Source organism: Pseudonocardia ailaonensis, assembly GCF_039531635.1.
Lineage (GTDB): Bacteria > Actinomycetota > Actinomycetes > Mycobacteriales > Pseudonocardiaceae > Pseudonocardia > Pseudonocardia ailaonensis.
On record NZ_BAAAQK010000011.1, the window covers coordinates 1 to 12,364 of the forward strand.

General features: G+C 73.4%; 12 protein-coding genes. 2 read left to right on the forward strand and 10 right to left on the reverse strand.

What is annotated here, in order from left to right; all coding sequences use genetic code 11:
- Nucleotides 1–59 precede the first annotated feature (59 nt).
- A complete protein-coding gene (locus ABD324_RS18425) occupies nucleotides 60–902 on the reverse strand; it encodes a phytanoyl-CoA dioxygenase family protein (RefSeq protein WP_344418303.1) in 843 nt (280 codons plus the stop codon).
- A 352-nt stretch (nucleotides 903–1,254) separates the two neighbouring features.
- Nucleotides 1,255–2,757 (reverse strand): amidohydrolase, encoded by a 1,503-nt coding sequence (locus ABD324_RS18430; RefSeq protein ID WP_344418305.1) that lies wholly within the window; start codon nucleotides 2,755–2,757, stop codon nucleotides 1,255–1,257.
- A gap of 126 nt (nucleotides 2,758–2,883) precedes the next feature.
- Between ABD324_RS18430 and ABD324_RS18435 the strand changes: the two genes are divergently transcribed.
- Entirely contained in the window at nucleotides 2,884–4,200 is a 1,317-nt protein-coding gene (locus ABD324_RS18435) for a lysine N(6)-hydroxylase/L-ornithine N(5)-oxygenase family protein (RefSeq protein WP_344418307.1), read from the forward strand.
- A 96-nt stretch (nucleotides 4,201–4,296) separates the two neighbouring features.
- On the opposite strand, the gene alc is transcribed toward ABD324_RS18435, so the two are convergent.
- The 8 genes from alc to ABD324_RS18475 form a co-directional block, all read right to left on the reverse strand.
- Entirely contained in the window at nucleotides 4,297–5,520 is a 1,224-nt protein-coding gene (gene alc, locus ABD324_RS18440; protein WP_344418309.1) for an allantoicase, read from the reverse strand.
- Nucleotides 5,517–6,440, reverse strand: a complete 924-nt coding sequence (locus tag ABD324_RS18445; protein ID WP_344418311.1) for an urease accessory protein UreD — start codon at nucleotides 6,438–6,440, stop codon at nucleotides 5,517–5,519. The genes alc and ABD324_RS18445 overlap by 4 nt, the downstream gene beginning before the upstream one ends.
- Nucleotides 6,419–7,129 carry an urease accessory protein UreG gene (ureG, locus tag ABD324_RS18450; protein WP_344418313.1) on the reverse strand — a complete coding sequence of 237 codons (711 nt, stop codon included), beginning with the start codon at nucleotides 7,127–7,129 and terminating at the stop codon, nucleotides 6,419–6,421. Before ureG ends, ABD324_RS18445 begins: the two co-directional genes overlap by 22 nt.
- Nucleotides 7,130–7,149: 20 nt before the next feature.
- Nucleotides 7,150–7,899, reverse strand: a complete 750-nt coding sequence (locus ABD324_RS18455) for an urease accessory protein UreF (RefSeq protein ID WP_344418315.1) — start codon at nucleotides 7,897–7,899, stop codon at nucleotides 7,150–7,152.
- A 13-nt stretch (nucleotides 7,900–7,912) separates the two neighbouring features.
- Nucleotides 7,913–9,652: an urease subunit alpha gene (locus ABD324_RS18460; RefSeq protein WP_344418317.1), complete on the reverse strand. Its 1,740-nt coding sequence runs from the start codon at nucleotides 9,650–9,652 to the stop codon at nucleotides 7,913–7,915.
- Nucleotides 9,649–9,966 carry an urease subunit beta gene (locus tag ABD324_RS18465; RefSeq protein ID WP_344418319.1) on the reverse strand — a complete coding sequence of 106 codons (318 nt, stop codon included), beginning with the start codon at nucleotides 9,964–9,966 and terminating at the stop codon, nucleotides 9,649–9,651. The genes ABD324_RS18460 and ABD324_RS18465 overlap by 4 nt, the downstream gene beginning before the upstream one ends.
- Nucleotides 9,963–10,265 carry an urease subunit gamma gene (locus ABD324_RS18470; protein WP_344418321.1) on the reverse strand — a complete coding sequence of 101 codons (303 nt, stop codon included), beginning with the start codon at nucleotides 10,263–10,265 and terminating at the stop codon, nucleotides 9,963–9,965. Before ABD324_RS18470 ends, ABD324_RS18465 begins: the two co-directional genes overlap by 4 nt.
- A gap of 66 nt (nucleotides 10,266–10,331) precedes the next feature.
- Nucleotides 10,332–10,916 (reverse strand): hypothetical protein, encoded by a 585-nt coding sequence (locus tag ABD324_RS18475; protein WP_344418323.1) that lies wholly within the window; start codon nucleotides 10,914–10,916, stop codon nucleotides 10,332–10,334.
- Between the two features lie 146 nt (nucleotides 10,917–11,062).
- Between ABD324_RS18475 and ABD324_RS18480 the strand changes: the two genes are divergently transcribed.
- Entirely contained in the window at nucleotides 11,063–12,343 is a 1,281-nt protein-coding gene (locus ABD324_RS18480) for an adenylosuccinate synthase (RefSeq protein WP_344418325.1), read from the forward strand.
- Nucleotides 12,344–12,364 lie beyond the last annotated feature (21 nt).

The window sequence follows — 12,364 nt, forward strand, 5'->3', positions numbered from 1 at the left end:
CACCCACCACCGTCGATCACCAGCCCACCAACAACGGACCGGCTACGCCAGCCTCACAGTCAGCGGGCGGCGTTCTTCACGAAGCCGGTCTCCGTGTCGCGGAGGGACTCGTCGCCGCCCTGCCAACCGCCGCGGACGTGCCGGCGGACCGTGCTGTCGTCCGTGGCGCGGGCGGCGGAGTGCCAGAGGTAGGCGTCGTGCAGGATCACGTCCCCGCGCTCGGCGTAGACACCGAACTCGCCGGGGATCTTCTCGAAGCCCAGCGGCATCGGGAAGGGCGGCGGGGTGTCGGTGTAGCCGTTGGCGGCGACCGCGCCCTCGGGGACCACTGCGCCGTTGACGTTCTCGTAGGGCGTCGGGGTGGCCCAGAGGTGGCTGCCGGGGACGACGCGCAGGAAACCGTTGGCGGGGCTGGTGGCGTCGAGGTGGATCGTGAACGCGGTCCCGGGCCAGATGTCCAGGTGCGGGATCGCCTGCCAGTCTGCGTGCCAGCCGATCCGGCTGTAGCCGGACTCCCGGCCCGGGCGGGCGTCCTGGTAGACGACGCCGTTGCGGCTCGGCCAGAAGCCCTCGCCGAGCAGCTCCGCGACCAGCTCCCGCAGCGGGGCGAGGGCGGCGCCGACGGTGGGGGCGATCTCCTCCACGTGCTCGACGTAGTTCACGAAGCGCGCGGCCTTGCCGGCGTCGTCGAGGTACTTGGTGGAGCCGTGCCGCTCCGGGACGGAGCCGGCGAGGACGCCCTGTTGTGCCGCACCGCATTCCTCTTCCAGCGCGGCCAGCAGGTCCGACCGGAGGAGGTCGCGGAGCAGGACGAAGCCCCAGCGGCGGTAGAAGGCGGCCGCCGCCTCGCGCTCGCCGGCGCGGTACACGCCGATCTCGTGGAGGGCGCCGAGGTCGAGCATCGGGAACTCCTGTTCGCCGGGTCGCCGGACCCGCGGTCCGGGCGCGGACGGGCCGGACCCTGACACCGGGTCCTCCGTGGGATCTCCGCAGCATGACCCGGCTGCGTCGGCGGCCGGTTACGGCGGCGTGACGGCTCGGCGCGAGGTTGCCCGGGCCGCCCGGAGCTCAGCGTGGCGACCGCCGGCGGCGACCAGCTCCGCGTGGGTCCGCGATCCGGTCCGTGTCGAGCACCACGATCCGGTCGGCCGCGGCGGCCCGGGTCAGCCGGCGGGCGACCAGGTGGCCGCACGGCCGCCCGACCCGTGTCCGGTTCTCCCGGATCGTCCCGCGCCGCAGCGCGGCCCCCGGTGATCACAGCGGCAGGGTGGATCGGAGGCCCGCCGTGTGCGTCCAGCGGCCGCCCAGCATGGTCGCCGCGACGGGCAGCCCGCGCAACGCCGCGGGATCGAGGTCGGCCGGGTCGGCGTCGAGGACCACCAGGTCGGCGCGCCGCCCCGGCCGGAGCGGGCCGTCGGGTCCGAAGGTCCCGGCGAGGGCGACCTCCCGTGGCAGGTGCTGCTCGGGATGCCACGGCGCGCGGTCGTCGCCGCTGCGGTGCACGGCCGCGGCGATCCCGCGCCACGGGTCGAGCGGGGAGACCGGCGCGTCCGAGCCGAGGACGAGCTCGACGCCGGCGTCGAGCAGGGCACGGTAGGGGAAGGCGCGGTCGGTGCGGCCGGCCCAGTAGCGGTCGGCGACGTCCCGGTCGTCGAGGGCGTGCTCGGGCTGGATGCTGGCGACGATGCCGAGCTCGGCGAAGCGGGCCGCGTCGCCCGGGGCCAGGAGCTGGGCGTGCTCGATCCGGCCGCGGATCCCGGTGGCGGCGAACGCGTCGAGGACCAGGGTGTTGGCCGCGTCCCCGATGGCGTGGACGGCGGCCTCGATGCCGGCCGCACGGGCGGTCTCCAGCAGCGGCCGCAGCTCCTCCGGCGGCACCAGCAACATCCCGTACGGGTGCTCGTGCAGGCCGGGGTAGGGGTCGGTGCAGAAGGCGGTGCGGGTGTTCAGCGACCCGTCCGTGACGATCTTGAGCGGGCCCATGGTGAGCAGGCCGCCGGTGCCGGGAACCGCCGCGCCGGTGGGCAGCCCGCGCGCGACCGCCTCGGCCAGGCTCCCCGGCCACACCGAGGAGACGACCCGCAGCACGTCCGTGCCGCCGCGGATCCGCCGCGCCCAGCCGTCGAGCGGGAAGGGTGCCTCGAAGTCGACGATCCCGACCACCCCGCGGGCCGCGGCCGCGCGGGCCGCCGCGTCCGCCAGGGCGTCGCCCTCGGCCTCCGGGACCCGCCGGACGTCCTCCATGATCGGGTGCCAGTCCGCCTCCCGGATGATCCCGGTCGGATGCTCCGCGTGACCGTAGCGGCGGGCCGCGGCGGAGTTCAGCCAGCAGCAGTGCAGGTCCGCCGCCACGAGGACGATCTCGGTGCCGGGGGACACGACGTCGAGCAGGGCCCGATCCGGGCGGTCGGGCCACAGGCCGTCCCGGAAACCGAAACCGATCAGCCTCGGCGAGGGCGTCTCGCGCAGCCGCTCCGCCACCAGGGCCACCGCCTCGGCCGCCGACCGGGCGGGTGCGAGGTCGAGGCGGCTGCGCGCGAGCGCCCACTGGTCGAAGTGGACATGGTTGTCCCACAGCCCCGGCAGGACCGGGCGGCCTCCGAGATCGACGCCCGGGCCGGCCTCGTGCGGCGTCAGGCCCGCGATCCGGCCGTCCTCGACGACGACGTCGGTCCGGTGCCCGTCGATCCGTGCGTCCCGCAGGACGGCCCGCGCCTGCCCTGACTCACCACCACTCACCCGTTCGGCCGTATCCATGGTCTCGCTCCGTGACCCTTCCCACGTGATCGTGCCTCGTTCGGCAGAAGTAATGGTGGCTTTTGCTTAGCTTAGGCTTACATGACCGCACTCGGCGGTCGCCCGTCCCGACTGGAAGGTGCGCCGGTGCCCCCGACCGCTTCTGCAGGCTCGACTGATCCCGGCCCTGTCCTGGATATCCTCGGTGTCGGATTCGGCCCGGGCAATCTGGGGCTCGCCATCGCGGCCGGTGAGCATCCGGAGCCGGTGCGGGCGCGGTTCCTCGAGCGGCAGGCGTGCTTCGGCTGGCACCGCGGGATGCTGATCCCGGACGCGCGGATGCAGGTCTCCTTCGTCAAGGACCTGGCCACGGTGCGCAACCCCACCAGCAGCTTCGGCTTCCTCAACTACCTGGGCGAACGCGGCCGGCTGATCGACTTCCTGAACCGCCAGACGTTCTTCCCGACCCGGCTGGAGTACCACGACTACCTGAGCTGGGCGGCCGGGCGGCTCGACGGCCTGGTCGACTACGGCACCGAGGTCGCCGAGATCCGGCCCGCCGAGGCGAACGGCGACGGCCCGCTGCTGGAGGTCCTGGCCCGCCGCGACGGACGTGAGGTCCGGTACCGGACGCGCGCGGTCGTCGTCGCCACGGGGCTGACGCCGCACCTGCCGCCGGGGGTCGTCCTCGGCGACCGGATCTGGCACAACCGCGAGCTGGTGCCCAACGTCGCGCGCCTCGACGGCGAGGGCGGTGGCCGGCGGTTCGTGGTCGTCGGGGCCGGGCAGAGCGCCGCCGAGTCCGTCGAGTACCTGCACCGGACGTTCACCGACGCCGAGGTCCACGCGGTGTTCCAGCGGTGGGGTTACAGCCCGGCGGACGACAGCGCCTTCGCCAACCGGGTGTTCGACCCGGACGCCGCGCACGCCTTCCACCGCAGCCCGCCCGAGGTCCGCACGCGGATCGTGGAGCGGCACCGCAACACGAACTACTCGGTGGTCGACCCGGACCTGATCGACGCGCTGTACGAGAAGCACTACGCCGAGCGCGTCTCGGGGGCCGAGCGGCTGCGGTTCCACCCGATGAGCGAGGTCGCGGACGTCGCCGACACCGGTGGCGGGCTTGCGGTGACCGTCGCCTCCGGTGTGGAGGGCACCCGTACGGTGCTCGACGCGGACGTGATCGTCTACGCCACCGGCTACCGCTCCGGCGACCCCACCCGGTTCCTGCGCGGCATCACCCCGGCCCGCGACGACCAGGGCAGGGTGCGGCTCGGCGCGGACTACCGGATGGACGTCGAGGGCACGGCGGCGGCGATCTACGTGCAGGGCGCGACCGAGCACACCCACGGCTTGGCGTCGACGCTGCTGTCCAACATCGCGACCCGCAGCGGGGAGATCCTGGACTCGGTCCTGGACCACCGGGCGTCGGTCGTGACCTCGGGGGTGCTCTCGGCCCGCTGATCCCGTGAGTGGCCGCCGGGGGACGGACGCCGGCGGAGCCGGCGGGGTGGGTGAGCAGAGTCGCGAGAGCGACTATCGGCACTCACGAGGAGTCGATCAGGGGCGGCGCGGGGCGAAGGCGTCAAGCAGCTCCTGCGACCACTCCAGGCCCGGCTGGCGGGCCACCCGCATCGCCCCCGACACCAGCGCGGGATGCACGCCGGCGCCGGTGAGCGCCGCCCGCAGGTGCATCGGGGGCAGCTTGTCGAGCCAGCGGGCGGCGGCGGTCTCCACCGCCGCGTCCGTCAGCTCGCCGTTGGCGCGCAGCCGCGCGAACCCGCCGTCCGGGAAGATGTCGACCCGCAGATGGGTGACGGTCGGGGCGCCGGCCCCGATGCGGAAGCGGTGCGGGGTGTCCGGGCGGACGGGGCGCCGCGGCACCAGGGGCGTCCACAACCGGGCGGCGAGCCCCGCCGGGTCGGGGTTCGGGGTGTCGATCCGCGCGCCGGAGATCTGGACCTCGCCCGGCGCGTTGCCCACGAAGTGGCTGGTGTCGAACTCGATGTCGCGCAGCCGGCTCGGCCCGGCCAGCTTCGTGATCACCCAGTCGTTGCCGTCGTCGCGCCGCCGCGCGGTCTCCCAGCCCTCGCCCATGCTCCGCGCCGGGCCGGGGAGCAGCAGGTTCGAGGGCGCGGAGAAGAACATGTCCGAACAGGACACGACGAGCCCGCCGCGGTCCTGGGCGAGCAGGTCGATCGTGCCGTGGAGCAGGCGCGGGTCCACGACCGCCTCGCCGTGCACGCGGAACCGGGCCACCCCGCCGTCCGGGTGGATGGTGAGGCGCACGTGCGTCCAGCGGTGCCGGCTCGCGACCTCGTAGACGTTGGCGCGGTCGCCCTTCGCGGGCGAGCGGGGCACGATCGCCTCCCACTCGGCCGCCGCCAGCTCGGCCTCGCCGGGGTGGTCCTCCAGCGCCGTCGCCTCGACGGAGATCTCCGGCGGGTAGTTGCCGCGGAAGTACGAGGTGTCCACGACGACGCCGTGCACGATCCCCGGGATGCCCAGCCGGACGATCGCGTGGTCCGAGCCGGGCTCGCGGCGCCGGCGGGTCTCCCAGCCGTCGTAGACCTTGCCGCGGTAGCCGAACTCGGTGCGCGGCTGCACGGGGCCGGGCATGACGAGTGCGGCGCGGTCGGCGAAGAAGTCGTCGTTGGCGGCCACGACCGCCCCGCCGAGCCGGCGGGCGGCGAGGTCCGGGAGCTGGACGAAGTCCGCGTCGAGGTCCGGGCCGTCGAGGCGGGACTTGTCGGCGGCGCGCGCACGGGTGTCGGGGCGGGTCATCGTTCTCCTCGTCGGATCGCACTCTCGTGCGGGAGGCGGCTCGCCTGCAGGGTCGCGGCGGTCCAGCCGGGGTGGGCGGCCACCGCCTCGGCGAGGGCCCGTTGGGTGGTGACGGCGTCGGCTCCGACCGCGGTGGCCAGGCTCCCGCGCACCGCGAGCCGGCTCAGGGCCCAGAGCTGCCCGGTCGCGTCGGCGTCCTCGCCCCAGACGAGCACCTCGGTGCCCAGCACGCGGTTGCCGGCGAGGTGCGCGGGGGAGGCCTGGAGCAGGGGATCGCCGAGCTCCTGGGTCTGGTGCAGCAGAGGCGTCGATGAGCGAACGGCGCCGTCGCTCATACCTAGTGAGCGAGGGGCCCGTTCGCTCATCGGACTCGGAGCGGCGGGCGCACTGTCCCCGGATGAGCGAGCGGCCCCTTCGTTCACACCTAGTGAGCGAGAGTGCCGTTCGCTCCGCTGCTCGACGCGGGTGGTGCCGCGGTACTGGCCGCTCGGCTCGCCGTGGCGGCCCGCGACCAGGACCTCACGGGCGCGCAGGCGGGCGGTGGGGTGCAGGGTCGCGTGGAGCAGCGTCTCGTGGTCGGCGCGGGAGGTGATCACCGTGGGCTCGGGCAGGTACTGCAGGCTCGCGCCCTCGTCGAGCGTGAACCGCATGGTCAGCGTGCTGGGTCCGGCGAGGGCGACGGCCGCGGCCACACCCGTCAGGACCAGGTCGGCGCCGGGGCCGACGCGGACGTCGAGCTCGACGTCGTCTCCGGTCAGGGGGGTGCTGGCGGAGCCGACGAGATGGACGGTCACGGCGCTGTCGAGCGCCGCGGCCGTCCCGCGCCGGGGGACGAGCGAGAGCGGCGACTGCGACCGCAGCTCCCGTACGACGCTGCGGTCGCCGTGGCGCTCGACCGTCAGGAGGGCACGGGCGCGCACGCCAGCTGCTCCAGCACCCAGGCGCCGACCTCGGTGGCGGCCGGGTCCTCCACGAGGGACTGCGTGATCACCGGCAGCGCGCCGCGGATGCGCGTGGCGTCGCCCGTCATCACGTCCATGTCCGCCCCGACCAGCGGCGCGAGGTCGGTCTTGTTGATCACGAGCAGGTCCGCGGTGGTGACGCCGGGCCCGCCCTTGCGGGGCACCTTGTCCCCGCCGGCGACGTCGACCACGAAGATCTGGGCGTCGACGAGGCCGCGGGAGAACACGGCCGTCAGGTTGTCGCCGCCGGACTCCACGAGCACGAGCTCCAGGTCGCCGAACCGGGACTCCAGGGTCTCGATCGCGTCGAGGTTGGCGGTGATGTCGTCGCGGATCGCGGTGTGCGGGCAGCAGCCGGTCTGCACGGCCTCGACCCGCTCCGGGGGCAGGACGGCGTTGCGGCGCAGGAAGTCCGCGTCCTCCGTCGTGTAGATGTCGTTGGTGACGACGGCGAGCCGCACCCGGTCGCCGAGGCTGCGCGCGAGCGCCGCGACCAGCGCCGTCTTGCCCGAGCCGACGGGCCCGCCGATGCCGATCCGCACCGCGCGGCCGCTCTGCGGGGCGGCCTCGTGGTGGTCGTGGTCGGTCTCGGTGGGGTCGAAGGAGATCAGGTGGCCGTGTCCGTGGCCGTGCTGGTCAGCGTTCATGTTCACTCCGCAGGCTCCGTTCATGAGACAAAGAGACGCACCCGCTCTCGGTGGTGGTGGACGTGGGCCTGCGCCATGAGGTCGAGCACGGGGGCGCTCGGCGCGGGCAGGTGGTCGGTGACGGCCTTCTCCACGACGGCGTCGAGGACCGGGCCGAGCCGGACGAGCACGGCGTTGACCGCGAAGGGATCGAGCCCGAGCAGTCGCACCGCGGCGGACGCCGGCCCGGAGACCGCCAGGTAGGCGACGCACCGCGCGGCCTCCTCGGGAGGCTCCCCGGCGATCCCGCACACCGCCCCGACCAGCAGCGGATGGTGGGGGCGCGGGTTCACGGCGACGAGCTCGTCGAGCACGGGGGAGGGCCAGGCGGCCCGGACCGCCCGCAGGGTCCCCCGCCCCTGGGCCCGCGAGGCCTCCCGCTGCGCCGTCGACGGGGTCCGCGCGTCCAGCTCCGCGTCGAGCTCGGCCCACCACTCCTGTGAGTGGCGATGGTCGCTATAGCGACCATCGCCACTCACGAGGGGAGAAGGCCTGGTCAGCGGGTGGTTGTCGGACGTGGGGGAGACGGCCGTGGCGTCAGGAACGGCGGCGGCAGCAGCGAAACCGGCGGCCACGACTCCCGAGGTGCGCAGTCGTCCCAGGAGGAAGGTCTCCAGCGACGGCACGTCGGAGACCAGCCCACGGGCCACCGCCTCCTCGAGACCGCCGGAGTGGACATGGCCGCCGCCCGGGAAGCGGGCGTCGGCCAGGACCAGGGTCGCCAGGCCCATCAGACGTCGCCCATCAGAACAGGAAGTACCGCTGGGCCATGGGCAGCTCGGCGACCGGGGCGGGTTCGACGACGCTGCCGTCGATCCGCACCTCGAAGGAGTCCGGATCCACCTTCACCTCGGGCGTCGCATCGTTCAGCAGCATGGACGCCTTGGTGACCGAGCGGGTGTCGTCGCAGGCCACGGCCCCCTTCGCGAGCCCGGCACCGAACCCCGACTCCAACGCGATCGGGGCCACGAAGTTGAGGGAGGTCGCGCTCGCCACCAGCGGTGCCGCCCCGAACTGGGGACGCATGAACACCGGCTGCGGCGTGGGGATCGAGGCGTTCGCATCTCCCATCTGGGACCAGGCGATGAAGCCGCCCTTGAGCACGAGCTCCGGCCGGACCCCGAAGAACTTCGGCTCCCACAGCACCAGGTCCGCGAGCTTGCCCACCTCGACCGACCCGATCTGGCTCGCCATGCCGTGCGCGATCGCCGGGTTGATCGTGTACTTCGCGACGTACCGCTGCGCGCGCAGGTTGTCCGCCGGGCCCTCCAGGGAGCCCCGCGCCGCCTTCATCACGTGCGCGGTCTGCCAGGTCCGGATGATCACCTCGCCGATCCGGCCCATGGCCTGGCTGTCCGAGCTCATCATCGAGATGGCGCCGAGATCGTGCAGGTGGTCCTCGGCGGCGATCGTCGTGGGGCGGATGCGGCTCTCGGCGAAGGCCAGGTCCTCGGGCACGTTGGCGTTGAGGTGATGGCAGACCATCAGCATGTCGAGGTGCTCGTCGAGCGTGTTGACGGTGTGCGGCCGGGTCGGGTTGGTCGACGACGGCAGCACGTTGGCCTGCGAGACGACCTCGATGATGTCCGGGGCGTGCCCGCCGCCGGCGCCCTCGGTGTGGAAGGCGTTGATGGAGCGGCCGGCGATCGCGGCGAGGGTGGACTCCAGGAATCCGGCCTCGTTGAGGGTGTCCGTGTGGATCGCGGCCTGGACCCCGGACTCGTCGCACACCCGCAGGCAGGCGTCGATCGCGGCGGGCGTGGTGCCCCAGTCCTCGTGCAGCTTGAACCCGCCGGCGCCGGCGCGCAGCTGCTCCCACAGCGCGTCCGCGGACACGGTGTTGCCCTTGCCCATCAGCAGGACGTTGATCGGGAGGTGGTCGAGCGCCTGGAACATCCGGTGCAGGTTGCGCGGGCCGGGCGTGACCGTCGTGGCCTTGGTGCCCTCCGCGGGACCGGTGCCGCCGCCGCCCAGCGTGGTGAGGCCGGCGGCGAGCGCGGTGTCGACCAGGCCCGGGGTGATGAAGTGGACGTGGACGTCGATGCCGCCGGCCGTCAGGATCTTGCCGTTGCCGGAGATGATCTCGGTGGACGGGCCGATGACGATGTCGACGCCGTCCATGGTGTCCGGGTTGCCGGCCTTGCCGATGCCCGTGATCCGGCCGTCCGTGATGCCGATGTCCGCCTTGACGATCCCCCAGTGGTCCAGGATCACCGCGCCGGTGACGACCAGGTCCGGGGCGCCCTCGGCCGAGGTGACCAGGGACTGGCCCATGGACTCGCGGATCACCTTGCCGCCGCCGAACAGCACCTCGTCCCCCGACGCGGGGCCGCGGCTCAGGTCGTCGGTGACCTCGATGAGGAGGTCGGTGTCGGCGAGGCGGATCCGGTCGCCCGTGGTGGGGCCGAAGAGGTCCGCGTAGCGGGCCCTGTCGATCCGGGGGACGGCAGCCGACGGAGTCGGCGGGGTGGGTGAGCCGTTCACAGGTCACCCGCCCATTCGGGGCGAAGACCCGGAACCTTGCGTGCACCGGCCAGTGGCACGAGCACGACCTCCTTCTCGACGCCCGGCTCGAACCGCACCGAGGTCCCCGCGGGGATGTCCAGGTGGGTGCCGCGGGCGGCCTCGCGGTCGTACTCCAGCCCGGGGTTCACCGCGGCGAAGTGGTAGTGCGAGCCGACCTGCACCGGACGGTCGCCGGTGTTCGTGACGACCAGCGTGGTCCGCTCGCGGCCGGCGTTCAGCTCGACCGGCTCGGAGCCGGGAATGATCTGCCCCGGGGCCCAGTGCTCGCTCATGCGATCGGGCTGTGGACGGTGACGAGCTTGGTGCCGTCCGGGAACGTGGCCTCGACCTGCACCGAGTCGATCATCTCCGGGATGCCCTCGAGCACCTGCTCGCGGGTGAGCACGGCGCGGCCGGAGTCCATGAGCTCCACCACGCTGCGCCCGTCCCGGGCGCCCTCCACGACGTGGTCCGTGATCAGGGCCACGGCCTCGGGGTAGTTCAGGCGCAGGCCACGGGCCTGCCGGCCGCGCGCCACGTCGGCCGCGACGTGGACGAGCAGCTTGTCCCGCTCCTGGGGGCTCAGGTGCATGGCGACAGTTCTACGGCGCGGATGTTTCCGGCCCGTTTCCTGCCGCCCCGTGTCCTGCCGCACAGGTCACGGCCGGACGAGCAGCCAGTCCGCCGTGTGCCGGTACCAGGTCCAGCGCGGCACGCTGCGCGGATGCGCGACGCCGTCGAGCTCCACCGGTGAGTCCACGCACCCGATCTGCAGGGCCCGGCCGCTCGCCGCCCGCACCGCCCGTCCGGGCAGGGCGGAGATCCCCGCCTCCCCGGGCACGGCCACCAGACGCCGGACCCGGCCCCGCAGCACCCGCGTGTTGTCGCAGTACGCCTCGCCCTCCAGGTCGCGGACCACCCCGCGGCCCACGAGCACCCCGCCCGAGTCGTCCCTGATCAGCGGGGCCGGGCGCGCGACACCGTCCAGGGCGAGGGCGGCGGCATCCCGCGGCAGACCCCAGGCGGCCGCCGCGGCCGACCGGCGGACGGTCGGCACGAACGCCACCTCGACGTCGAGACGGTCCCGGCGCAGCAGCCTGACCAGCACGGACGCCAGGTCCGCGTCCTCGCCGAGGACGATCAGCCGCCGCGGGTCCCGCTCCTCGAGCACCGGATCGACGTCGTCCTTGCCCGGTCGCGAGGGCAGCGCGACGGCCGGGACCGCGGCGAGGACGGCGGGCACCCTTCGGGGCCCGCCCGCCGGACGGATACCGTATGACGGGAAACGGCGCACCGGCCTGACGCCACAGGTCACCAGCACCAGTTCCTGATCGATCGAAGCCACCTGATCGGTTACCCTCCCGCCGCAAGCCAGGACTGGAGTTTCACATGCCGGCGATCGTGCTGATCGGTGCCCAGTGGGGCGACGAGGGCAAGGGCAAGGCCACCGACCTGCTCGGCGGGTCCGTGCAGTGGGTGGTGCGCTACCAGGGCGGCAACAACGCCGGCCACACCGTCGTGCTGCCCGACGGGCAGGACTTCGCGCTGCACCTGATTCCCTCCGGGATCCTCACGCCGGGCGCCAAGAACGTCATCGGCAACGGCGTGGTCGTCGACCCGGGCGTGCTGCTCGACGAGCTCAAGGGCCTCGAGAACCGCGGTGTGGACACCACGGGCCTGCTGATCAGCGCGGACGCGCACTTGATCATGCCGTACCACGTGGCCATCGACAAGGTGACCGAGCGCTTCCTGGGCAAGGCCAAGATCGGCACCACCGGCCGCGGCATCGGCCCGGCCTACCAGGACAAGGTGGCCCGCGTCGGCGTCCGGGTGGCGGACGTGCTGGACGAGAAGATCCTGCACCAGAAGGTCGAGGCCGCCCTCGACTTCAAGAACCAGGTGCTCGTCAAGGTCTACAACCGGCGCGCGCTGGATCCCGCCGAGGTCGTGGACACCGTGCTCGCGCAGGCCGAGGGCTTCAAGCACCGCATCGCGGACACCCGGCTGCTGCTCAACCAGGCCCTCGAGGCCGGCGAGACGATCCTGCTCGAGGGTTCGCAGGGCACGTTGCTCGACGTCGACCACGGCACCTATCCCTTCGTGACCAGCTCGAACCCGACATCGGGTGGTGCCGCCGTCGGGTCCGGCATCGGGCCCAACAAGATCGACCGGGTCATCGGGATCCTCAAGGCGTACACCACGCGGGTGGGCTCCGGCCCCTTCCCGACGGAGCTGTTGGACGCCTCGGGCGAGTACCTGCGCAAGACCGGCGGCGAGGTCGGCGTGACCACCGGCCGCCCGCGCCGCTGCGGCTGGTTCGACGCGGTGATCGGGCGCTACGCGCAGCGCGTCAACGGCATCACGGACTACTTCCTCACCAAGCTCGACGTGCTGTCGTCGCTGGAGCGGGTGCCGGTCTGCGTGGCCTACGAGGTCGACGGCAAGCGCGTCGAGGACATGCCGATGACGCAGACCGAGATCCACCACGCCGTCCCGGTCTACGAGGAGCTGCCGGGCTGGTTCGAGGACATCTCGCACTGCCGCACCTTCGAGGAGCTGCCGGCCAACGCCCAGGCCTACGTGCACCGCATCGAGGAGCTCACCGGCGCGCCGGTCTCCGCGATCGGCGTCGGCCCCGGCCGGGACCAGACGATCACCCGCGAGGTCTGACCCCGCCCGCCGAAGGGGGCG